The sequence below is a fragment of the Pacificibacter marinus genome (genome assembly GCF_018860505.1).
Lineage (GTDB): Bacteria > Pseudomonadota > Alphaproteobacteria > Rhodobacterales > Rhodobacteraceae > Celeribacter > Celeribacter marinus_B.
The window spans coordinates 31,192-53,024 of the sequence record NZ_JAHKPU010000032.1 but is presented as its reverse complement, the minus strand read 5'-3'; the positions used below and the strand labels follow the sequence as shown (position 1 = coordinate 53,024).

The window sequence follows — 21,833 nt, the reverse complement described above, 5'->3', positions numbered from 1 at the left end:
CAATTTATAGTCCTCATCGCAAGCCATTAATCGCCATGCGTGGTGATGTCTTCGTCGATAATATCCAAGAACTTTTCTAAGACTGGCGATTTGTTTTGTGCAGAAACAAGGTAAGAGGTTGGAATAAAGCTATCGCATCCCCTAATTCGCAGAAATTTAACATCAGGGAACTGTAGCGCCGTTGCCGCCTCTGTCACGATCGCACAGCCTTTGCCGCAACGCACAAGGGCAAGCGCTGAGGTTAAATCCGGTACTTTTTGTTCCACTTGAGGGTTCAATCCGGCCTTGCGAAACACGGCAATGACTTCGTCCGCGATGCTGGGTGGATCGGCTGCCGGGTACAAGAACAGCGGCATTTTACTGAGCTGTTCAAGTGTCACTTCCTCGGCATCAAACAGTTCTGAATCGTTCAGCACAGCGGCAAACAGGTGTTCACGGTAAAACGTCACTTCCTCTAGATCGTCACCTGCGAAGAAGTAGCGTCCGAACCCAACATGAATACGCCCGTCTCGTATTGCGTTGATTTGCTCCGGCTTGCTCATCCAGCGCAGAGTGACGTTGACACGGGGATTTTGCAGGCTGAACTTTCTCAAAACCGAAGGTACGGCGCCATAGATGGTGGAACCAAAAAAGCCGACGTTCAACTGTCCGACATTGCCAGAGACAACCCCCTCGATCAGCTCTTGGACGTGGTTTGTTTTCGCAAGAATCTCTCTCGCTTCAGACAGTAAAATACGTCCCGCTTCGGTGAGGACCATACCTTTGGGCATACGGGTAAATAATTGTGCGCCCAACTCAATTTCCAAGGCATGTATTTGGCGGCTAAGAGGCGGCTGCGAGATGTTCAAGCGTTGGGCCGCGCGGCCCATGTTCTGTTCTTCAGCAATAGCAACGAAGTAACCAAGTTGGCGTAAGTTCATCTCGTAACCTTTTTATTTTAAACATTAAAGTATATTACTAGAGGTTTTTTTGAGATTTTCTCTAGTCAGGTTCGTTGCTGATATTAGAATATAAAACAGGGTTTTGCGATACTTTTTAGGAAAGGCGGCCCATCCTAAGCAGTATTGGCAACAGTGCTTTTTCTCTCGTTATATCTTTATAGTACATTAAGACAACGCGATGGTTTGACGTGGCTCAGGGGGAGGAGGCCCCTCACGGCTTTACCCGCGTACTGCAAGTCTAATTCAACCCTTGCGGGTTGCAATTTGTAACGTCGATAGGGAGAATCTGATGCAAAAAAATGTTATCTCAATGCTGGCCGTCATGGCCGTAGCGGGCACTGCCATATCAGCCGGCACTGCGGTTTCGGCTGAAACTTTACGCTGGAGCAGTTCTGGCGATGCGCTAACCTTTGATCCGCATAGTGAAGTGGATGCCTCTACACGGGCCATTAACGGAATTATGTACGAGCGCTTGATCACGCGTGATCCGAGTTTGAATTTGGTCCCAGGCCTCGCGACCAGTTGGGAACCCATTGAGGGCGAGAATGCTTGGCTTTTGAAGCTGCGCAAAGGCGTGACTTTCCACGAAGGGCAAGACTTCAACGCGCAAGACGTTGTGTTTTCAATCACCCGCACGCAGGCGCCGACCTCTGCCTATATCAAACTTATGTCTTCGATTGCATCCGTTGAGGTGATCAACGACTACGAAGTTAAATTGATAACGACAGATCCGAACCCGATTTTGCCAGCGCAGTTGACATCGATTATGATCATGGACAGCGATTGGGCTGAAGAGAACGGCGTTGTCGAGCCCCAAAACTTCACGACCAAAGAAGAGACCTATGCGGTGCGCCATGCTAATGGCACGGGCCCATTCAAATTGGTCTCACGCGCACCGGATGAGCAAACGATCATGGCGCGCAATGAAGACTGGTGGGGCTGGAGCGATCACTCTGGCAACATCGACACAATTGAATTTCGCCCCATCGCCAATGCTGCGACGCGTGTGGCCTCTTTGTTGTCGGGGGAGTTAGATTTCGTTCTTGATCCGCCGTTGCAAGACATTCAACGCATCAAGGGGGCTGAAGGTTTAAAAATCGAAACAGTTCCTGAAGTCCGTACGATTTTCTTTGGCATGAAGCAAAGCGCGGAGCCTTTGAAATCGTCTAACATCACTGACGTTAATCCGTTTGCGGATGTGCGCGTGCGTTTGGCCGTCAATCATGCTCTTGATCTGGCAGCCATTCAGCGCGTTGTGATGGATGGCAATTCTTTCCCGACTGGGATGCTGACATCGCCGAGCGTCTTTGGCAGCACGCCTGAATTGGATGCACCTTATGGCTATGATCCCGAAAAATCTAAGGCATTGATGGCTGAAGCGGGCTATGCAGACGGGTTTTCGGTTCAATTGGATTGCCCGAACGATCGTTACCTCAATGATGAGAAAATCTGTCAGGCTGCGGTTGCAATGCTGGCCCGTATTGGCATCAACGTGACTTTGGAGGCGACACCAAAGAACATTCACTTCACCAAGGTCAACGACAAGGATACGGACTTTTTCTTGATCGGCTGGGGGGTGCCAACATTGGATAGCCAATACCCAATGGAATACCTGTTGGAAGCAGGCGGGCGTGCCAATGCTGCTGAATACGATAACTCACAAGTAAATGATTTAATTGGCGAAATTCGCAAAGAAATGAATCCTGAGACACGCCTTGATCTTATTCATCAGGCTTGGCAAATTGCGCGCGATGAAGCGCCTTATGCGCCTGTGCACCATCAGGTGATTTCATGGGCGATGGTGTCAGATCTTGATTTGCCGATCTCGGCTGACAACACGCCACGCTTTGAATTTGCTGTGAAAAACGCAAACTGATTGCAACAAAAATAATAGTCCGCGCCCCAAATATCTGTATGGGGCGCGGCGGATTCATCGCGATCTAGGATATAAAAGGGGGTGTCATGCGCTATTTATTCGGCCGGCTCATGCAGGTTGGTCTGGTGATGATCATTGTGTCATTTGTTTCGTTTTCCATGTTTAACTTTGTGGGGGATCCTCTCAGCAGTTTGCTGCCCGAGGATGCGACAGCAGCGGATGCAGATCGTATGCGCGAGGCGCTTGGGCTTAACGACACGGTGATGACGCAATACGGACGTTTTATGACCAATGCCGTCCAAGGCAACTTTGGAATTTCTTATCGTTTAAAACAACCCGTGACCGAACTGATTGCGAGCCGCTTGCCTGCAACATTGGAATTGGTCGCGGTGTCGGCTGTGATCGCAATCACCTTTGGCGTAACAGCAGGTGTATTTTGTGGCATTCGCCCTAAATCGTGGCTGTCAAAGACGATTTTATCTTCATCTTTGGCGGGGGTTAGCCTGCCAACCTTTGTCATCGGCATCGCTCTTATTTATATCTTTGCGGTCACATTGCAGTGGCTGCCATCCTCAGGGCGCGGCGGAACTGTCGATCTTGGGGGATGGAAAACCAGCTTGTTGACGGTGGATGGTTGGCGCTCGATCCTCTTGCCTGCGATTACACTGTCCTTGTTCCAAACAACGATGATCTTGCGCCTTGTACGCGCCGAAATGCTTGAGGTTATGCGGGCTGATTTTATCAAGTTTGCACGGGCAAGAGGGCTCACAGACCGTGCTATCAACTTTGGGCATGCACTGCGCAACACGCTTGTTCCGGTGACAACTGTTATAGGGATGAACATCGGCGGTTTGATTGCTTTTTCTGTGATCACTGAAACTGTATTCCAGTGGCCTGGCACAGGTTTAATGTTCATTCAGGCCGTGGGTTTTGTCGATATTCCCGTCATGGCAGCCTATCTTTTGTTTGTCGCAGGATTGTTTGTTTTGATCAGCTTGACCGTTGATTTGCTCTACTTCCTGATCGACCCGCGCATTCGCTTAAGCTGATGCCAATCCCTATGAAAAGTCAGATGACCATGATTGATACTGATAAGACATCTCGCCTCAGCCGCTTTTTAGACAATGATGTGGTTTGGAGCTTCACCCATTCGCCGATGGCCATGATCGCGGGCTTAGCAACGCTGTTCTTTTTTAGCGTCGCATTGTTTGCGCCGATCATTGCCCCATTCAATCCCTTCGATCCCGCGCAGGTGATGCTGTGGGATGGTAAGCTGCCACCAGCGTGGGCCGCAGGCGGGCAGTCCCAGTATATTTTGGGAACGGATGATCAGGGGCGCGACCTGTTGTCTACGATGCTTTACGGTGGGCGATTGTCTATTCTGGTTGGCCTTGCAGCGGTTCTGTTGGGAATGGTTCTAGGCACAACCCTTGGGGTCATTTCCGGTTTTGCTGGCGGGCTGACCGATGTGGTCATCATGCGCATCGCGGATGTTCAATTGACGATCCCTGGCATTTTGACTGCGATCATGATCAACGGATTTGGTCGCGCGTTTCTGCCGATTGAGTATCACAACCAATTTGCGATCTATTTTGTGATCATCGCCATTGGTCTGTCGGATTGGCCGCAATTTGCCCGTGTGACCCGTGGCGCAACAATGGTGGAGCGCAACAAAGAATATGTTCAAGCCGCGCGCGTTATCGGCCTGCCAAGTTGGCTGATTATCTTGCGCCATGTGCTGCCCAACGTGATGCGATCCGTGATTGTGCTGTCAACGCTCAGCTTTGCGATTGCGATTATTTCTGAGGCGACACTTTCGTTTCTGGGGCAGGGCATTCCGTCAACAACACCGTCACTTGGAACCTTAATCCGTGTCGGGAATGAATACCTGTTCTCAGGCCTTTGGTGGATTGCGTTCTTCCCGTCATTGGTACTGGTTCTCCTCGTTTTTTCTGTCAACCTGCTCGGCGACAAGCTGCGCGATATTTTGGATCCTAAATTAAGATGACACAGCTTTTGGACATTCGAAATCTTTGTATCGATTTCCCAATGCGCAACTTGGTTTTGAACGCCGTGAAGAATTTTGATCTTCAGGTGAATGCGGGTGAAATCATTGGCCTTGTTGGGGAATCTGGTGCAGGTAAATCAACTGTGGGCAACGCGATCACGGGATTGTTGGGCAAACCAGGCCGCATCAGTTCTGGCGAGGTCTACTTTCAAGGCGAAAACATCCGCGATTATACGGATGAGCAGATGCGCAAATTGCGCGGTCGCCGTATTGGTACGATCTTTCAAGATCCGCAAAGTTCGCTCAACCCGTTGATGACAGTTGGCAAACAACTGGTTGAGACGATCCAAGAGTGCCTTGGGCTAAAGGCCAAGGACGCCGAGGCACGGGCGATTGAACTGCTGAACGACGTTGGTATTCCTGATCCGCAAAGCCGCCTTAATTCCTACCCTCATCAGTTTTCGGGTGGAATGCGTCAAAGGGTGGTGATCGCGCTGGCGCTCGCGGGGGATCCTGAATTGATCATTGCAGATGAGCCGACAACGGCGCTTGATGTTTCGATTCAGTCACAGATTTTAAAACTGATTAGGCGGATCTGCGATGAACGTGGATTAGGGGTCATTATGGTCACCCATGATATCGGCGTCGTCAGTGAAATTGCGGACCGCGTTGCAGTGATGTTTCGCGGTGAGCTGGTTGAGGTGGGTGACGTCAATCAAGTCCTGCGCCTTCCGCAGCATGAATATACCCAAAACCTGATCGTTGCAGTGCCATCGCCGGACAAGCGCCTGCACCGTTTCACCTGTGTCGATTTGATCGAAGGGGAGGCGGCTCAATCAAAGATTGATGTGCAGTCGCATTGGTTGGGTAAGACGAATGCGGGTGTCGAGGCTTCGGTTGGTCCCGCCATCCAAGTGAAAAATATGTCTTTGGCGTTTCGTTTGAAAAACAGCGTTTTTAAGAGCCAGCGCACATTTGTGCAGGCTGTCGACAACGTGTCGTTTGACATTCAACAGGGGGAGACCTTTGGCTTGGTCGGTGAATCCGGTTCTGGAAAATCGACTGTGGCAAAAATCATCGCAGGATTGCACTTTGCCGATACAGGCGATTTGTCTATCTATGGCCAAAAAATCGGCCCAAAGCACAATGATCTCGCACGACGTCATTCACGGACGTTTTTACAGGTGGTGTTCCAAGACCCTTATTCGAGCATGAACAGCCGAATGAATATTCGCGATATCGTGGCCGAACCAATGCGCTTTCATCGCTTGACGGAAAACGAAAGCCAAACACGACAAATTGTGGATGATTTGTTGGATCATGTCGGGTTGGGCAAGACCGCAGCCCGCCGTTATCCGCATGAATTCTCAGGTGGTCAACGGCAACGGATCGCGATTGCGCGTGCCCTTGCCTCAAGGCCGAGGATATTGATCTGTGATGAGCCGACATCGGCGCTGGATGTATCGACTCAAGCTCAAATCCTAAATCTGTTGCGTGACCTGCAAGACGAGCTGGGGCTGACGATGTTGTTCATCAGCCACGATCTGCCTGTGGTGCGTCAGATGTGTGACCGTATCGCTGTGATGCGTCATGGCAAAATCTGTGAGATCGCATCGAACGAAGATCTGTTTGAGAGCCCTCAACACGCGTACAGTCAGCATTTGTTAAACCTTATGCCGAACCTAGGCGCGGCCTAACTGTACAACAGTCCCATCTGAGCGCGCATTGCTCAGGTGGACTGCAATTCTCCTCTCCCCGGATGTGATTGGGACTTCAAACAGAAACGCTGGACCATGTTTGTGGTCCAGCGTTTTTAACATCTAATGGGCAGGGGTGTTTATGTCTGATTTAGAAAGGCACACGTTAGGCGGGCACAAGGGTCAGATCAAAGTCCACTTTGAGATAGGCCTCATCGACTGCCCCTGACAACGCGAACCCTGTTTCGGGGAAACTGCCGGCGGGCATGTTTTGATATCGCATGACCAAATCTTCACGCACGCCAAACACTGTATCTTGATCAAGGTATTGATCGTCTTCAGGGAAAACCTCGGTCACCAAAGGGCGGAACCCTGGGGCTTCAACGATGAAATGCAGATGAGAGGGCCGCCAAGGGTGCCGCCCGCACGCGCGCAGGATGTCCCCGACTGGCCCATCAGAGGGTACGGTGTATTCAACAGGGCGCACCGAGGTGAACGCATATCTGCCATCGGCCCCAACGGTTTGTAACCCATGGAACGAATAGGTGTCTTGATCTGGATCTTGGCTAGAATACAGCCCATTCGGCGCGGTTTGCCAAATGTCCAAGGTCGCCCCAGAAATCGGGTTGCCGTCAGGGTCTTTGACACAGCCTTGTGCCAATAGAACCTGCGCATCGCAGTCTTTTCTGAGGTCGCCGCCAAGCTCGAGCTTGGGCGAGCCTGAAATATGGAATGGCCCCAATACAGACGACGAGGTGCCATCGGGATCGGCGTGCAATAGGTCGATGAGAGATGACAGGCCCAGAACATCAGACAGCAGCACATATTCATGGCGCTCTGCATCTGAAATTTCGGCGGCGGCCTCTAAAAACGCGATGCCTTTGTTCCATTCATCATGGGTGAGGTTCACCTCGCGGGCAAAGTCATGCAGGTGCTTGACCATGCTGCCCAAAACCACTCGTAGGCGCTCAGGGGTCTCAGGGCCCATGTAGCTCATGAAAACATCTGTAATATTGTCTTTTGTGACGTTGCGCATCGCGTTGTCCTTGTTCTTTGAGGTCGGAAAATCTGTCATAAAGAGACACGCCGTCCTGATTTTAACTGGGACAGCGTGTCACATACTCACCCGCGTTGTGATCTGCGGGCGACTGGGGGGGGATAGGCGTCGCTAAAACTGACGCGCTGCAAGACCTGCAATGGCAAGGTCGACGGCATAAACATTGGTCCCGCGGCAGGTGATGAACAGGGTCTGTAGATCTGCCCCGCCAAAGATCATGTTCGTGGCGACTTCTCCGCCGGGTAGGGTGATCGTACCGTGATGCGTGCCGTCTGGCGCATATACGAAAACGCCTGTGTCGTTGCCGACATAAACATTGCCGTCCACATCGACAGATAAACCGTCATTGTGGTGGCCCGTCGCAAATTCACGCTCGTTCGATAGGCTGCCGTCTGGGGCAACATCAAAGGCCAAGATCGGTGATACCCCATCGCTGGAAATGCACAAGTACAGTGTTTTCTCGTCTGGGCTTAGAATGACGCCATTCGGATTCAGGTCTGTCGCGACTTTCTTAAGCAGCTCAACCGTGCCATCTGGATGACGCGCATAGAACCCGTTGAAATCGATATAGCGTGTTTTGTCAGCGCTGGCGCGGTCCATGCCAAAGGGCGGATCGGTAAAGTAGAGAATGCCAGAGCTGTGGTAAAACATGTCGTTGGGAGAATTCAGTTTTTTGCCGTCATATTCGGTGACAAAGGGCTCAACCTCTCCGGTTTCCAAATCCATCCGCGAAATCATGCGTGTGCGTTGATCCGCGCCGAGCAGACCGCCTTTTCCATCCAAAAGCAAGCCATTGGCCATGTCTGAGGGGCTGCGCAGAATCGTCTCTTCGCCGGTTTTTGGCGTATATGTGTAAATCGTATCACCGGGGATGTCGGTAAAGATAAGGCGCTGGTTGATCGCGTCCCACACAGGGCCTTCGGTGGATATTTTGTCTTGTGAAATCACACGAATAGCGCTCATCCCGTCAAGCGGATTGGTGGGGGTCGCAGCCTGTGCCATCCCAACAAATCGAGGACATATCAGGGAAGTGCTCAAAAGAGCGGATGTCCCCAAAACAAATCTACGGCGGTTTCGATTGGTGGTCATAGTGTTTCCTATTGCTGAAATGGTAAAAGTTTCGAGCTGTTACGCGGGACGCAAACGCAAAAGGTCACGGGCTTGCGCAGGTGTGGCGACGGGGCGTTCGTATTTGTCGCAAAGCTCGACAACGCGGTTCACAAGCGCCGCGTTTGAGGGGGCAAGTGTATCGCGATCAAGACGCACGTTGTCTTCCAACCCTGTGCGGGCATGACCGCCGCCTGCGACGCACCATTCATTCAAAATGATTTGAGAGGGGCCAATACCAGCCGCACACCATTCGCTATCATCCGTCAGGCGATGAAGCGTTTTCACGTAGTAATCCAACACGTCCTTATCGACAGGCATCGCATTTTTAATACCCATGACAAATTGCGCGTATAGTGGCCCTTTGATGTGACCTGACTTTTGCAGTGCCGCGGCCTGATGCAGGTGTGACAGGTCAAAGATTTCAAGCTCAGGTTTGATGTCATATTTGACCATTTCCAACGCAAGCCATTCAACAAGGTCGCGCGGATTTGCAAAGACACCGTTGTTCGGGAAAGAACTGGACCCTGTGCTGAGCGAGGCCATATCGGGGCGCAGGGGTAGCATTTTTCCGCGTGCATCCCCTGAGCTGGATTTGCCGCCAGTTGAAAACTGGATGATCATGTCAGGGCAATGTTTGATCAGCCCTTCTTGCAACAAGCCAAATCGTTCTGGATCGGCAGTTGGTGTCCCGTCGTCCCAGCGAACATGACAATGCGCAATGGAAGCACCCGCCTCATAGGCTTCGTGTGTCGATTCAATCTGCTCTGAAATTGTAATCGGAACCGCTGGATTATCTTTTTTGCTGGGAAGCGATCCAGTCATCGCAATGCAGATGATACAAGGTTTGGTTGTCATGTTTTTACTAACTTTCTGTGAGCAGACTTCTGGAATGAAAATATCTGCTCAAAGGGTAAGGTTAGTTCCGTGCGAAACTCAAATATCGTATCGGTGCGACTGACATACGGTAAGCGTATGATGTTTAGGGGTATGTCTTCCTCATAGGGTCATGAGGCTGGTGAGGGGCCACAAACCCACATTGGTTATGAGTTTGTGGAACAGACAAGATATGCCTGTCAAAATATGCCTATCAAAAAAACGCATTCAAACTGTGGAGCAGGTCACCACATGCCCCCAGTGGCGGCGCTTAATTTGACTAGAACGCTTCGTTGGTGACGACCTCGCCTTGAATGGCGCGGTACATTTCTTTGCTCTCGTCCCAATACCCGCTGATGTTGAGGCGTACCGTAATGGGGCCTTCTTCGATATTCATAAAGTAGAACCCGTGGTAGCCTGCAAATGGCGCAGTGAAAGACCCGCTTTGGGTCAAACCCTCACCTTTGGCATAGGCCATCTCGAACCCCTCGGGAAAATTCACCGCGTCCTCAGATGAGGGGTGCCCGTGAAAATCATAATAGACGCCATCGCCCTGCGCCTCTAACACCTGCCACGAATAGACGAATGTTGTGTCGGCGGGCATGACGAATTTATATTCAACCTCGCCGTAATCCTCGATCTGGATATCGATGACCTCACTGTGAAAAGGCGCATCTTCAAGATGGATCAGGCCTTGCACAGATTGATCTATCCGTTCTGCTGTCGGGTCGTAATCGCCCACATTAAACGACAGATCGCCATCAAACTGCGCGATGGTAATGGGCTTAGTGGATAAAGCGTCCAGACCGAATGTTTCACCTAAACCTGTCGGATCAATACCGTATTCAGCAGGTAAGACAGCGATAACCAATAAAGCGCCGCCCGCAAAGGCACCAAGGGTGAGTTTCGTGGTAAGGTTCATGATCATGTCTCCGTTATGTGGTGAAATAGCCAGCCGTTTGCATGTCAAACAAGGTCAGCCTTGCTGCAAACAACAGGACGTTCGCAGCTGTTGAAATGGATGAAAAATGGGGCCGAGGTGAACACCTGAGGCGCTTGCCAGAAACCCCTGATCTTGCGCAGCAACGCCTTGAACCGAAGCTGTTGAGGCGATGCAAAGCCCTGCAATCAATATCCACAAGGGCAGGGCAGCGCGCGATTTATAGGTCTTCAACATAGGGAATAAATCGCCCCAAAATGATAACGCAGGTCCACAAGGTCAAGGACAGCCAAGCCACGGTTTTTGCACCATTGGTCAGATTTTGCGAGGTCACGCCGCGATCCATTTGCGGTTTGATCCGACGCACGAAATACGCGGTGTTCAGACCCGCAAGGACAATCAACCCCATCTTGGTCCAAAACGCATAGTTCACGAGGTAGCGATCGGAATCCCCCACCACGAACAATGCTCCAGACATCAGATTGATCGCAAAGCCAATTAGAGCAAAGCGCACAAACAGATCGACGCGCGCGATTGGCACGGATTTGGCAAAACCAACCACACGCAAATCGACCACAATCAGCGACCCGAACAGCAGGCACAGCCCAATGAAATGCGCCATTTCCAAAAACGGAAACAGATAGGCGTTGGTCATGATAAACCCGCTGAGCGCCGTTGAATTCAAGGTATCGATGACCCAGTTGAGCAAGGTATTCATATCATGTTCCCCTTAAGACCAGTAACCAATGAGACGGCCAAAAATGATCGCGACGATCCATGTTGCCATTGCCAATGCAGCAAGTTTGCGATGCGCGGGTGAAACCTCATTCGTGCGTTTGACGCAGATTTGCACCAACCGCCATGTGAGCGCCAAACCGATAAAGACCAACACGATTTTGATACGGAACGCCCAGTTGAAAAACAGCTCAGACGCATTGCCGCAAAACAGCGCGCTGCCCGACAGCAAATTCAATATGAATCCACCAAGAGCCACGCGCCAATAAGGTGCCATAGAGGTCACGGGGATGTTTGGGGCAAAGCCCAAAACACGAATTGTCAGCATCAAAGCCACACCCACAAGGGTTGCCATGCCAACCGCGTGAAGCGAGAGAACAATGGGATAACCCCATTGGGTGCTGGAGACCGTCAAACCGACGATTGAATCCTCCAACCAGAATAGCATTTCCATGTCATGTCTTTCTGTCAACGGTCGTGCCCCGCCGCGTAAGACGGCGTCGGGTGGCGGGGCAATTTAATCTGTTCGTGAATGAAAAGCGTTGAGGCCGCGATTGTGCGGCCCCATAGATTACTCTGCAGACTCTGAGCGTTCTTCAGTCAGGTCATCACAGGCATAGTCTTCATAGGCATCGTTTGTGAGGGTAACCGCGTCAGACCCAGAGATCGGAGCCTCAAGGTAAAGAGGATCCTCAAACGTGTAGTTTCGCGTCAAAACGGTGCCGTCATCGTTGAGTGTAAACGTTTCAGTCACAATCAATTCAGGGCTATTTTTCACTGGGGATGGCGGGCCTCCAGCACCTTCGGGGCCCGCAGGTCGATCTGCTGCGTCACCATCGTCTCCTTCAGGACGTGAGCCAGGGCCTTCACCTTCGCTCATCGGAGCGTTGATCCATCCTTCATCAAATCCTGTGGTGGTCACAACAAGCGTTTCATCATCCCATTCACCCGTTGAAAATCCGGCGCGATGTGCCACGTAATCATCCGGCATTTCTGTACCATCAAGATAAATGGTGCGCTCAAGATCCATAAACCCGTAAGTCATTGTGATTTGATCATCACCCTGCTCGATGGTGTTCACCATCTGATCAAACCACCAGTCCATCACGATGTTTGTGGCCGCGCACTGATAGCGCGGGTTGTCATCTGCGGTTGCGCCCTCAATGGCGGCGGCACCTGCTTCGGTCAGCTCGACTGTCGAACGGCCACCACCACCGGGAGGTGCGCCCGCTTCGCGCACCATAGCCCAGTTGCCGTCAATATTGGGCGTGCCGTCATCGCGCTCAGTTTGGCGCTGCTCAGCCTCAATCGCGCCTTGGTCGTCAAACTTACTATACCGCGTTGCCACAACGCCATTTTCAAAGGTGACTTGGCTCATGTAACAGGTGGTTGGGTCTGTGCGGTCTGGCGAACCGATGATGGAAATCGTGCTGCCGATCTCAAACATATCCGTGGTCCAACCATTGCGTTTCAAAAGTGATCCAGACTGCAACTCGCAACGAAGATTCACGGTCTCGCCGTTTTCATCCGTCGAGTCGAAATATACATAGGCATGCGGGTTCACGAGCCGTATGCGGGTGATCTCACCGGACAGTTCAACCGTTGTGCTGGTGTCGAACTGACCGCTGCTGCCATGGTGGGCGACAGCTGCGAGCGGTGATACCATGAGCGCAGTCATAAGACCCAGATTGCGTAAAATCGCCATTGTTAGAAATCCTTCAAATCTCAGTTGAACTGGCTTGGTAACCAGCCTTCCATAATTCTACGCGTCAGCGCTAAAATTCTGTCGACCAAAAGTGATTTTTTATTACAACAAGAGCGACACCGCTATCGCGGGGCAGTTTGACGGACCTGGCGGCTTACTTCAGATCGTATCGCGGTCATTCTGTGGAAAAAGAGATTAAATCACGAGAATGGTTGGCGAATGATACCAAAAGATCGATAAAGCCACTTGCTGACAGGCGCTGGAAAGTATGAAAAGAAATCCACGCAAGAATTCAGTCCGTGGCTATTGAAACGGTTTGGTTGGGAATGGATGCAACAGGACTTTCATACGCTCAAACGAAAGATGCTGGCCTGCCGACTGTGTAACGACCTGCCGCTAGGTCCAAATCCCATTTTTCAGCTCGACGAGCGCGCAAAGATTTTGATTGTTGGTCAAGCTCCTGGTCGCATTACGCATTTGAAAAATCGACCGTTTGACGATCCGTCGGGGGATCGTTTGCGTGACTGGCTTGGGATTGATAAGTCTGCTTTCTATGAGGATCCTCAGATCGGCATTTTTCCGATGGGGCTTTGCTTTCCCGGTACGGGGTCTTCTGGGGACAAACCACCACCGGATATTTGTGCGACGACATGGCGCAAAAACACCATGGACGCTCTCAAACGCGTTGAATTGACTTTGGTTTTAGGGGCTTATGCCATCGCATGGCACCTGCCTCACCTGAAAGGAAAGACCGTTACTGACGCTGTCAAACTGTCTTGGCAAGGCCAAGATCGTTTATTTGTATTGCCCCACCCAAGCCCGCGAAACAACAGATGGCTTAAGCAAAACCCTTGGTTTGAAACGGATGTCATTCCAACAATTCGGCAAAGCATGAGGCGGATTTTAAGCAAAACGAAAGAATAGAAATAATTTGTTTTGTGTTGAACAGGTATCGGGAAAAACTGTTCATATGTGGTCATCTTTAAACGTCACACCTAGACGTCACATCAAAGTGCTATAATCATATCACTTGAATCCCAAGGAAGGGGACATTTCGCAGGTTATATAACCGGATCAGGAGTGGCCTTAATGTTGCTAAATAGTCTAATTTAAGACGAAAAAAGTAGAGGGGTCTTTGTGATCCTTCTGTGTTTACGGTACGACTTTTCCGATGCGGCGACAGCGCGTGTTTATTGTCCTTGGTAGGTGTTTCAAAATGAAATCGATTTTTGGTTTCTGTCTTTCTTTGGGGATCGCCTCAGCCTTTATTGTTTTGTGCTCGCCATCTGCACAGGCGCAGGCGCAGCCCAAAGCCATAAACCTGTCGAATGTTCTTAATGCGCTTAAAGAGGACCCTGACAATAGGCAGGCCCGCTGGGCGCTGTCGGGGTGGCTTTTTCAAGCTGGAAAATATGATGCAGCGCGCTTTCATATTCGCACCTTGCTTAAATCGCCCAAGACAGAAAACGACAGGCGTGTTTTATTGAAGGCACTCAAGTCGGTTGAGGAAAAATCCCCTTGGACGTTCAACACCGATTTTGCGATTTTGCCGTCAAGCAACGTTTACCGCTACACCTATAATGATCGTTTTGAGACCTTATTGGGCACTTTTGTCCCAACAGGTGACGGAAACGCCGAAAGTGGGGTTGGTCTATCTCTGGGCGGGACGCTCAACTACGCTTTCGTCACGCAAGGCGGGTCTCGAATTGGACTGAGCGCGCAACTGCGGCAAAGCCTGTATGAGGATCACGACCTACAATCCACACGGCTGAGGTTCGGCGTTAAACAAGAGCAATTCTATATCGGTGGTGAAGGCACTGTTGAGGCCTATTCGTATTTGCGATTTGATGGGGACGCAGAGCTTTACCGCCGTGATTTTGGCCTTCAATACAGCCACAAATGGCATTTGGGTGATGGCAAACAGGTGACGATCGGTTTGGATGTGCAAGATCGGACTGATATTTCCAATGCCGATTTGAGCGGTCAGTTTGCCAAAGGCAATCTGTTATATGCTTTCCCTGTTGCCGACAAAACCAATGCCGCTTTGGGCTATAGTCTTTCAGGATTTAAAGCTGGCTTAGACCATAATTCATATGTGCAGCATCAGGTCTCAGCCCAGATCAACCGCGGGTTTAAGGGGGTCGGTAATATTGGCGTTTTCGCAACCTATTCGATGAACAGTTATGATGGACTTTATCCCGCGACGACCATGGCCCGCAGCGATACAAAAATAACAATAGGGGGGTCTTTTCGGCCCGAAACATTCCAAATCAAGGGCGCGCGCCCGCGTATGTCATGTGCACAGGCCATTCATCAGTCAAACATCGCCTTATTTGACTACCGTGCGATTGATTGTAGCCTTGTTTTTGAAAAATCTTTTTGAAACCGCATTGTTTAACGCAATAGCTTGAGTACTCTCTTCCCAAACTTTAAGTCCCGTGCTATGCGGCGCGAGAACGGGGCGTGAAGACGCCTCACAGCACTTTAACTTTGCATTATGAGGCATTCCCATGGCTATCCAACGCACTTTCTCTATCATCAAACCAGACGCCACAAAACGTAACCTGACAGGTGCGATTGTTGCGAAATTCGAAGAAGCTGGCCTGCGCGTTGTCGCATCCAAGCGCATCCAATTGACACTTGCACAAGCGCAGCAATTCTACGGCGTTCACTCTGAGCGTCCTTTCTTTGGCGAATTGTGTGAATTCATGATCTCCGAGCCTATCGTTGTTCAAGTTCTCGAAGGCGAAGACGCCATCGCGAAAAACCGCGAAGTTATGGGCGCAACAAACCCAGCAGACGCTGAAGAGGGTACAATCCGCAAAGAATTCGCTTTGTCTATCGGCGAAAACTCTGTTCACGGTTCAGACGCTCCAGAAACAGCTGCAGAAGAAATCGCTTACTTCTTCTCCGGTCTTGAATTGGTTGGCTAAGAGGCTCTGCCTCACGGATCTGAATTAGGTCCATGTAGATTAGAAAAGGCCGCTCATATGAGTGGCCTTTTTTGTTGAATGGTTTTCGCCGATTGCGGCCTAAAGATCACGTTCAACAGAGTGTGTTGCAGGACCAGAGACCTATCGGGTTTCAATCACTCCGATCTCATTCAAAATCTTCTCAATTCCTGACAAGGGGTCAGCCGTCACACCATCTTTAATCGCATCAAAGCGTTCACGCAGTGCGGTTTTTTCCTCGCCTTTGCAGTCATTCCAAGGCCGTCCTTGCAGCCCCATCACCATGGCATAAAAGCTGATGAAATGTGGGCGTGCACCGGATTTGAGCAACTTTGCGTAAGCCGCATCAGGACCAAGGTCGCGCAACTGTGTCGCTGTGGTGATTCCAGCACGGGCATAGACCGCATCGGTGGCCGGTCCGAGGTTGCGAATAGAGGAAACAGGGTCGGTAGGGGAAATTTTGGTCATGAATATATCGCTTGAAGACTGAGTTGGATGGCCCGTTTCAAGATTGTAAGCAAAGTACAAAAAAGCTGAATTCTGCGGCATTTTCATATGCCATTTTGTGAGCGTAATCTGCCCAAGCAAACTTTTGATGCTTGGGCGACATCTTTGGCATATGACGATAAGACGCCCATAGCGCGAGATGTTTTCATTGCATTCGAAACCGTAGTTTACTGGGGCTTCACAACCTGATCGAGCGCACGCAATGTTGCCAAAAGCGGTTGTAGATCTTCGATCCGCACCATGTTTGGACCATCTGAAGGCGCATTATCAGGGTCTTCATGCGCTTCAATGAACAGACAAGCAGTGCCAACAGCGACAGCTGCGCGGGCCAAAGGCGGCACCATAGTGCGATCACCGCCCGATGAATTGCCATTGCCACCGGGTTGCTGCACGGAATGCGTCGCATCGAACACAACGGGGTATCCGGTTTCCGCCATCTTTGGCAAACCGCGGAAATCGCTGACAAGCGTGTTATAGCCAAAAGACGTGCCACGATCACATAGCATGATGTTGCGATTGCCGGTTGAGGCGACTTTTTCAGCGACATTTGCCATGTCCCAAGGGGCCAAAAACTGACCTTTTTTGATATTGATGGTCTTTCCTGTTTCGCCCGCAGCCAAAAGTAAATCGGTTTGGCGGCACAAAAACGCAGGAATTTGCAGAATATCGACAAACTCCGCTGCCATGGCACAATGATGTGTCTCATGCACATCTGTGAGAACAGGACAGCCAAATTCATCGCGAATTTTCGACAAGATTGTCAGGCCCGCTTCTGACCCAAGTCCGCGTTCGCCGGACAATGACGAGCGGTTGGCCTTGTCGTAGGAGCCTTTGAAAATGAATGGCGTGCCTGTGGCGTCGCAAGCCGCCGCGATTTTTTCCGCGAGCATACGTGCGTGATCCAAGCTTTCCAGCTGGCAAGGACCGCAGATCAAGCCAAATGGCAGATCGTTGGCAAGCGTGACGGCGCCTTTAAGGCTTTTGTCCCCGATGGTGACGGCTTGGATGGTGGTCATATCAATGCTCCGAATTGCTTTGCGTCCATAGACCATAAAGCGCGGGCAGGGCGCAAGCTGAAGGGTTAAAACCACACCATAAGATTCGCCCCAATTCAGCTTTAGCGTGGGGTAATATCCCATTCGAGTTTTAAAATCGGGATTTATTTTCACTTTAAGACGAAAGTTCGGACATAAGTTTCACCTCTGCACCATTCAGAGCATAATGACGAAGAACATCCCAAAATCGCGATGCTAAGCTTGAGCCCAAGCGAACATGGAGGGAATGAACATGCGCATCGGTTGTCCTAAAGAAATCAAAAATCATGAATACCGCGTAGGCTTGACGCCAGAAAGCGCAGCAGAGCTTGTGGCACATGGCCACGACGTTGTGGTTGAGCATGGTGCTGGCTTAGGCATAGGCGCTGAAGATGCAGATTACACCGCGGTCGGTGCCACACTGGCTGCTGTCGAAGATGTGTTCGCCACGGCGGATATCATCGTTAAAGTTAAAGAACCCCAAGCGGTTGAACGCGCGCGCCTGCGCAAAGGTCAAACGCTATACACCTATTTACACCTCGCGCCAGACGCGCCGCAAACGGTCGATTTGATGGCCTCTGGGGCCATCTGTATCGCATATGAAACGGTGACATCGCCCTTTGGCGGTCTGCCATTGCTTAAGCCGATGAGCCAAGTCGCTGGCCGTATGGCTGCTCAGGCTGGCGCACATACGCTTGAGAAAGCCCAAGGGGGGCGCGGTGTTTTGCTGGGCGGCGTCCCTGGTGTGGCCCCTGCAAAAGTGATCGTCATTGGTGGCGGTGTTGTCGGGCGCAATGCCACCGCGATGGCTGTCGGTATGGGGGCGGATGTCACCATTCTGGATCGCTCAAATGAGGCGCTGGAAAGCATCGATACGCAATTCGGTGGCACGGTCAAAACGCTGTATTCCAGCAAGTCCGCATTAGCGACTGCTATTGCGACTGCTGATTTGGTGATTGGCGCTGTGCTGATCCCTGGTGCCGCGGCCCCGAAGCTTGTCACCCGTGAGATGTTGAAAACGATGCAACAGGGGGCTGTTTTGGTGGATGTCGCCATCGATCAAGGGGGGTGTTTCGAGACCTCGAAGGCGACAACTCATGCCGATCCGATCTATGTCGAGGAAGGCATCGTGCACTACTGCGTGGCGAATATGCCGGGCGCTGTGGCGCGCACCTCTACATATGCATTGAACAACGCGACCTTGCCGCATCTTTTGAAACTGGCGGATATGGGCGTGAAAGAAGCCTTGTTGTCTGATCCACATCTGCTGGAAGGCCTTAACGTGGCGCATGGGAAAGTGACCTGTGAGCCTGTGGCGCAATTTCAAGGGCTTGACTATCTGCCTGCCCATGAGGCGGCTTTGGCGCTGTAATATTTTACATTATTTTTTATGTTAAAGGCCCTGCATTCGCGGGGCCTTTTTTTGATTTCGGGTCTTTAGACGTTTGCGCAAGCGCGGATTTCACCAAGACAAGTCAATCTGTTTTTTCTGCATTGCAGCAGGCGAAAGGGAGATATGTATTCCACGCATATGCTGAAGATTTATGTATGCATTTGACGCATGGCGGGGTTCTCGCATTGTGGATTGTTGCATCGCAGCATTTACCCCATATTCAACTCAAGCAAACGGGCAAACGCCTAACAAGAGACATAGAAATTTAGGCCAATCACAGCGCCTTCACACAAACGACATCCGAACCGAAAGATAGGAATATTAAAATGGCATACGCAACTTCAAACGCACAGATCGCTCAATCCTCTTTGACAGAGCGCTTCACAACCGTCATTTCAAACTTCTTCAAGCAGTTCGCGCTTTCCGTGGCTGAAAGCCGTTACATGTCTGAACTGTCTAACATGAGCAATCGTGAACTGGCAGACATCGGCATCAAACGTTCTGACATTCCAATGGTTGCGCGCGAAGCTGCACGCGGAACGAACGCCTGAATATATACGTAAAACGTATTGCAAGACTTGACCCCCGTTGCCACTAGGCTGCGGGGGTTTTTCGTGTCTTTGCCTGCGATGATGTTCGGCAATGGGATATGACACACAGAGTCCTTTGCATTTTTGATCAATATGAAATGCGCCAGCGCGCAGCAAAATCATTGATTGCGGCTACTAGAGGCCTTTGCCTGCAGCACGTCCTCAGATAGATTTCTTCAAACCGTGTATCACGCGTGATATTTTAATTTGGAGATGCAAGATGGAAACCGTTTCAACCAATCTTTCCTTTGGCGGGACGCAGGGCGTCTACACCCATCAATCCAGCGCCACAGGCACACAGATGACCTTTTCTGTTTTTGTGCCGCCTCAAGCCGCGTCACAGAAATGTCCCGTTCTTTGGTATCTGTCCGGCCTGACGTGTTCGCATGCCAATGTGATGGACAAAGGCGAATACCGTCGCAAAGCGGCTGAGCTTGGTTTGATCATTGTCTGCCCTGATACTTCGCCTCGCGGCGATGATGTGGCCAATGCAGAGAGTTGGCAGATGGGGCAAGGGGCAGGGTTCTACGTTGACGCGACAGAAGCCCCGTGGGCTGCGCATTTTCAGATGTATTCTTATGTCACAAAAGAATTGCCAGACTTGATTGCAGAACATTTCCCTGTGGATATGTCTCGCCAAGGGATCACCGGTCATTCCATGGGCGGTCATGGTGCGCTGACCATCGCGTTGAAAAATCCTGATAGGTTTAAATCCTGTTCTGCCTTTGCGCCGATCACCAACCCTTCGACGGCAGATTGGTCCAAAGGCGCGCTTGCGGCCTATCTGGGACCAGACGAGTCCAAATGGGCTCCATATGATGCTGTCAGACTCATCAAATCAGGCGCGCGTCTGTCTGCCATTTTGGTCGATCAAGGCGTGTCGGACACTTTCTTTGACGGATGTAACCCGCATGCCTTGCAGGATGCTTGCCTTGGCACTGACATTGCACTGACCTTGCGCCTCCAAGATGGTTACGATCACTCTTATTTCTTTATCTCGACCTTTATGGATGATCATTTGGCGTGGCACGCAGAGCGCCTACAGGCCTGAGACTGCGTTGACCTTATCGATACGGCTCGCGCGGGTTGCAAATCATTGATCTCGCGCAGCCGGTCTGGTGCAAGCGCACATTCCCCTCTATGTAGAGGCTCAAGCGACTATTCTGGGGGGATCTCATGCGCAAAGTCAAACTGCCTGAACGGCCAAATTGGCGCGACCAAGCGGCTGAATTGGGTTTTACCTTTGCTGATATGCATGGCGAGCCCTATTGGGACGAAACCACGGCCTATGAATTCTCGTTGCGTCAAATTGAGGATGACATCGAAGACCCCTCGACCGAATTGCACACGATGTGTCGCGATGCCGTGGCTGAGATTGTCAAAAGCGAAGAATTGCTCGAAAAATTAGGCATTCCTGCCGCGTATTTCGATTTGGTGAAAGACAGCTGGGGCCGAGGTGATCCTGAGCTTTATGGTCGATTTGATTTGGCCTATGATGGGACCGGACCCGCTAAGTTGTTGGAATACAACGCTGATACACCAACGTCTTTATTTGAATCCGCCTCCTATCAATGGACTTGGCTGGAAGACCAGATCAAGCTGGGCGTGCTTGGAAAAGACGACGATCAATTCAACGGCATTCATGAGGCCTTAGTTGATCGTTTCAAGGCCTTATTCGACAATGCGATGGATGTGCATTTCACCGCGATGAGCGGCAATCCCGAAGACTACGGCACGGTTGAAATGCTGGGTTGGGCCGCCCGCGAGGCGGGACTTGGTGCGCATTACTTTGATCTGGAAAAGCTGGGTCTGAGCAAAGAGGGGCAGTTTCTGGACGACGAAGCCCGCGTCATCGGCGCGCTGTTCAAACTCTACCCTTGGGAAGATATGCTGCGCGATGACTATGCCCAGCATATCGAGGGTGCCAACTGTCTGATGATCGAACCTGCGTGGAAATCTGTCGTGTCCAACAAGGGGCTGTTGCCTGTGTTGTGGAACATGTTTGAAGGCCACAAAAACCTATTGCCCGCCTTTTTTGAAGAGGATGTCATTGGCGGACTGAATGGTACAGGCGCAGTGGCGCCCCATGTGTCGGATGCCTTTGATCGCGCGTCTGACATATTGCGGGCGGGTCATGTGCGCAAACCGATCTTTTCACGCGAAGGTGCATCCGTTTCCATCATCGAGCATGGGGCCACAACTGATACAGCCCCTAATGATGATTACAGTGCCTTTCCGCAAATTGTGCAGGCCTATCACGCCTTGCCTGAGTTCGATGGGTATCGCCCTGTCATCGGATCTTGGGTCGTTGGCACGCAATGTGTCGGCATGAGTGTCCGCGAAGATCGCTCGCGCATCACTCAAGACCTGTCCCGCTTCAAACCCCATTTCATTCGCGATTGATCTCAAAGGATAT

The 21,833-nt window shown here is 51.1% G+C and carries 21 protein-coding genes; 11 read left to right on the top strand and 10 right to left on the bottom strand.

Annotation, left to right across the window (positions count from 1 at the left end):
* Positions 1 to 26: 26 nt before the first annotated feature.
* Positions 27 to 920, bottom strand: a complete 894-nt coding sequence (locus tag KO503_RS12015; RefSeq protein ID WP_215991792.1) for a LysR family transcriptional regulator — start codon at positions 918 to 920, stop codon at positions 27 to 29.
* A 310-nt stretch (positions 921 to 1,230) separates the two neighbouring features.
* Between KO503_RS12015 and KO503_RS12010 the strand changes: the two genes are divergently transcribed.
* From KO503_RS12010 to KO503_RS11995, 4 genes are all read left to right on the top strand, one after another.
* Positions 1,231 to 2,817, top strand: a complete 1,587-nt coding sequence (locus KO503_RS12010; protein WP_252731062.1) for an ABC transporter substrate-binding protein — start codon at positions 1,231 to 1,233, stop codon at positions 2,815 to 2,817.
* A gap of 86 nt (positions 2,818 to 2,903) precedes the next feature.
* Positions 2,904 to 3,866 carry an ABC transporter permease gene (locus KO503_RS12005; RefSeq protein WP_215991791.1) on the top strand — a complete coding sequence of 321 codons (963 nt, stop codon included), beginning with the start codon at positions 2,904 to 2,906 and terminating at the stop codon, positions 3,864 to 3,866.
* Positions 3,867 to 3,895: 29 nt separating this feature from the next.
* Positions 3,896 to 4,825 (top strand): ABC transporter permease, encoded by a 930-nt coding sequence (locus KO503_RS12000; protein WP_215991790.1) that lies wholly within the window; start codon positions 3,896 to 3,898, stop codon positions 4,823 to 4,825.
* Entirely contained in the window at positions 4,822 to 6,522 is a 1,701-nt protein-coding gene (locus KO503_RS11995; RefSeq protein ID WP_215991789.1) for a dipeptide ABC transporter ATP-binding protein, read from the top strand. Before KO503_RS12000 ends, KO503_RS11995 begins: the two co-directional genes overlap by 4 nt.
* A gap of 166 nt (positions 6,523 to 6,688) precedes the next feature.
* Here the strand turns inward: KO503_RS11995 and KO503_RS11990 are convergent, their stop codons facing one another.
* The 7 genes from KO503_RS11990 to KO503_RS11960 all read right to left on the bottom strand — a co-directional run bounded on the left by KO503_RS11990 (position 6,689) and on the right by KO503_RS11960 (position 12,942).
* A complete protein-coding gene (locus KO503_RS11990) occupies positions 6,689 to 7,558 on the bottom strand; it encodes a dioxygenase (protein ID WP_215991788.1) in 870 nt (289 codons plus the stop codon).
* A 132-nt stretch (positions 7,559 to 7,690) separates the two neighbouring features.
* Positions 7,691 to 8,668, bottom strand: a complete 978-nt coding sequence (locus KO503_RS11985; RefSeq protein WP_215991787.1) for an SMP-30/gluconolactonase/LRE family protein — start codon at positions 8,666 to 8,668, stop codon at positions 7,691 to 7,693.
* A gap of 39 nt (positions 8,669 to 8,707) precedes the next feature.
* A complete protein-coding gene (locus tag KO503_RS11980; RefSeq protein WP_215991786.1) occupies positions 8,708 to 9,544 on the bottom strand; it encodes a 3-keto-5-aminohexanoate cleavage protein in 837 nt (278 codons plus the stop codon).
* Positions 9,545 to 9,842: 298 nt separating this feature from the next.
* The gene (locus KO503_RS11975) at positions 9,843 to 10,484 is read right to left on the bottom strand and encodes a hypothetical protein (RefSeq protein ID WP_215991785.1); all 642 of its coding nucleotides are present in this window, start codon (positions 10,482 to 10,484) and stop codon (positions 9,843 to 9,845) included.
* 238 nt (positions 10,485 to 10,722) lie between these two features.
* On the bottom strand, positions 10,723 to 11,220 hold the full coding sequence (locus KO503_RS11970) for a DUF6644 family protein (RefSeq protein WP_215945540.1): 498 nt from the start codon (positions 11,218 to 11,220) through the stop codon (positions 10,723 to 10,725).
* A gap of 12 nt (positions 11,221 to 11,232) precedes the next feature.
* Positions 11,233 to 11,691: a hypothetical protein gene (locus KO503_RS11965; RefSeq protein WP_215991784.1), complete on the bottom strand. Its 459-nt coding sequence runs from the start codon at positions 11,689 to 11,691 to the stop codon at positions 11,233 to 11,235.
* 117 nt (positions 11,692 to 11,808) lie between these two features.
* On the bottom strand, positions 11,809 to 12,942 hold the full coding sequence (locus tag KO503_RS11960) for a DUF6152 family protein (protein WP_215991783.1): 1,134 nt from the start codon (positions 12,940 to 12,942) through the stop codon (positions 11,809 to 11,811).
* Positions 12,943 to 13,188: 246 nt separating this feature from the next.
* Here KO503_RS11960 and KO503_RS11955 point away from each other — a divergent pair, with 246 nt between their 5' ends.
* The 3 genes from KO503_RS11955 (at position 13,189) to ndk (ending at position 15,875) form a co-directional block, all read left to right on the top strand.
* Positions 13,189 to 13,866 (top strand): uracil-DNA glycosylase family protein, encoded by a 678-nt coding sequence (locus KO503_RS11955; protein WP_252731061.1) that lies wholly within the window; start codon positions 13,189 to 13,191, stop codon positions 13,864 to 13,866.
* 292 nt (positions 13,867 to 14,158) lie between these two features.
* Positions 14,159 to 15,325 (top strand): tetratricopeptide repeat protein, encoded by a 1,167-nt coding sequence (locus KO503_RS11950; RefSeq protein WP_215991782.1) that lies wholly within the window; start codon positions 14,159 to 14,161, stop codon positions 15,323 to 15,325.
* Positions 15,326 to 15,452: 127 nt separating this feature from the next.
* Complete coding sequence (gene ndk / locus KO503_RS11945) at positions 15,453 to 15,875, top strand: nucleoside-diphosphate kinase (protein ID WP_215942018.1); 423 nt, start codon at positions 15,453 to 15,455, stop codon at positions 15,873 to 15,875.
* Positions 15,876 to 16,016: 141 nt separating this feature from the next.
* Here the strand turns inward: ndk and KO503_RS11940 are convergent, their stop codons facing one another.
* Positions 16,017 to 16,361, bottom strand: coding sequence for a TfoX/Sxy family protein (locus KO503_RS11940; protein ID WP_215991781.1), 345 nt, complete (start codon positions 16,359 to 16,361; stop codon positions 16,017 to 16,019).
* Between the two features lie 206 nt (positions 16,362 to 16,567).
* Positions 16,568 to 17,416: a 3-deoxy-8-phosphooctulonate synthase gene (kdsA, locus tag KO503_RS11935; RefSeq protein WP_215942019.1), complete on the bottom strand. Its 849-nt coding sequence runs from the start codon at positions 17,414 to 17,416 to the stop codon at positions 16,568 to 16,570.
* A gap of 271 nt (positions 17,417 to 17,687) precedes the next feature.
* Here kdsA and ald point away from each other — a divergent pair, with 271 nt between their 5' ends.
* The 4 genes from ald (at position 17,688) to KO503_RS11915 (ending at position 21,820) form a co-directional block, all read left to right on the top strand.
* Positions 17,688 to 18,806, top strand: coding sequence for an alanine dehydrogenase (ald, locus tag KO503_RS11930; protein ID WP_215991780.1), 1,119 nt, complete (start codon positions 17,688 to 17,690; stop codon positions 18,804 to 18,806).
* 347 nt (positions 18,807 to 19,153) lie between these two features.
* Positions 19,154 to 19,378 carry a DUF1127 domain-containing protein gene (locus KO503_RS11925; protein WP_215991779.1) on the top strand — a complete coding sequence of 75 codons (225 nt, stop codon included), beginning with the start codon at positions 19,154 to 19,156 and terminating at the stop codon, positions 19,376 to 19,378.
* Positions 19,379 to 19,637: 259 nt separating this feature from the next.
* Positions 19,638 to 20,468 (top strand): S-formylglutathione hydrolase, encoded by an 831-nt coding sequence (fghA, locus tag KO503_RS11920; RefSeq protein ID WP_215991778.1) that lies wholly within the window; start codon positions 19,638 to 19,640, stop codon positions 20,466 to 20,468.
* A gap of 125 nt (positions 20,469 to 20,593) precedes the next feature.
* Positions 20,594 to 21,820, top strand: coding sequence for a glutathionylspermidine synthase family protein (locus tag KO503_RS11915; protein WP_215991777.1), 1,227 nt, complete (start codon positions 20,594 to 20,596; stop codon positions 21,818 to 21,820).
* The last annotated feature ends 13 nt before the right edge of the window (positions 21,821 to 21,833 follow it).

What these genes read in the sequence shown, in the direction of transcription:
- KO503_RS12015 (WP_215991792.1), bottom strand. Translation starts at nt 920, where the DNA reads ATGAACTTACGCCAACTTGGTTACTTCGTTGCTATTGCTGAAGAACAG.
- KO503_RS11990 (WP_215991788.1), bottom strand. Translation starts at nt 7,558, where the DNA reads ATGCGCAACGTCACAAAAGACAATATTACAGATGTTTTCATGAGCTAC.
- KO503_RS11965 (WP_215991784.1), bottom strand. Translation starts at nt 11,691, where the DNA reads ATGGAAATGCTATTCTGGTTGGAGGATTCAATCGTCGGTTTGACGGTC.
- KO503_RS12005 (WP_215991791.1), top strand. Translation starts at nt 2,904, where the DNA reads ATGCGCTATTTATTCGGCCGGCTCATGCAGGTTGGTCTGGTGATGATC.
- KO503_RS11985 (WP_215991787.1), bottom strand. Translation starts at nt 8,668, where the DNA reads ATGACCACCAATCGAAACCGCCGTAGATTTGTTTTGGGGACATCCGCT.
- KO503_RS11980 (WP_215991786.1), bottom strand. Translation starts at nt 9,544, where the DNA reads ATGACAACCAAACCTTGTATCATCTGCATTGCGATGACTGGATCGCTT.
- KO503_RS11970 (WP_215945540.1), bottom strand. Translation starts at nt 11,220, where the DNA reads ATGAATACCTTGCTCAACTGGGTCATCGATACCTTGAATTCAACGGCG.
- kdsA (WP_215942019.1), bottom strand. Translation starts at nt 17,416, where the DNA reads ATGACCACCATCCAAGCCGTCACCATCGGGGACAAAAGCCTTAAAGGC.
- KO503_RS11940 (WP_215991781.1), bottom strand. Translation starts at nt 16,361, where the DNA reads ATGACCAAAATTTCCCCTACCGACCCTGTTTCCTCTATTCGCAACCTC.
- KO503_RS11960 (WP_215991783.1), bottom strand. Translation starts at nt 12,942, where the DNA reads ATGGCGATTTTACGCAATCTGGGTCTTATGACTGCGCTCATGGTATCA.
- KO503_RS11950 (WP_215991782.1), top strand. Translation starts at nt 14,159, where the DNA reads ATGAAATCGATTTTTGGTTTCTGTCTTTCTTTGGGGATCGCCTCAGCC.
- ald (WP_215991780.1), top strand. Translation starts at nt 17,688, where the DNA reads ATGCGCATCGGTTGTCCTAAAGAAATCAAAAATCATGAATACCGCGTA.
- KO503_RS11925 (WP_215991779.1), top strand. Translation starts at nt 19,154, where the DNA reads ATGGCATACGCAACTTCAAACGCACAGATCGCTCAATCCTCTTTGACA.
- KO503_RS11915 (WP_215991777.1), top strand. Translation starts at nt 20,594, where the DNA reads ATGCGCAAAGTCAAACTGCCTGAACGGCCAAATTGGCGCGACCAAGCG.
- KO503_RS11975 (WP_215991785.1), bottom strand. Translation starts at nt 10,484, where the DNA reads ATGAACCTTACCACGAAACTCACCCTTGGTGCCTTTGCGGGCGGCGCT.
- KO503_RS11995 (WP_215991789.1), top strand. Translation starts at nt 4,822, where the DNA reads ATGACACAGCTTTTGGACATTCGAAATCTTTGTATCGATTTCCCAATG.
- KO503_RS12000 (WP_215991790.1), top strand. Translation starts at nt 3,896, where the DNA reads ATGATTGATACTGATAAGACATCTCGCCTCAGCCGCTTTTTAGACAAT.
- KO503_RS12010 (WP_252731062.1), top strand. Translation starts at nt 1,231, where the DNA reads ATGCAAAAAAATGTTATCTCAATGCTGGCCGTCATGGCCGTAGCGGGC.
- fghA (WP_215991778.1), top strand. Translation starts at nt 19,638, where the DNA reads ATGGAAACCGTTTCAACCAATCTTTCCTTTGGCGGGACGCAGGGCGTC.
- ndk (WP_215942018.1), top strand. Translation starts at nt 15,453, where the DNA reads ATGGCTATCCAACGCACTTTCTCTATCATCAAACCAGACGCCACAAAA.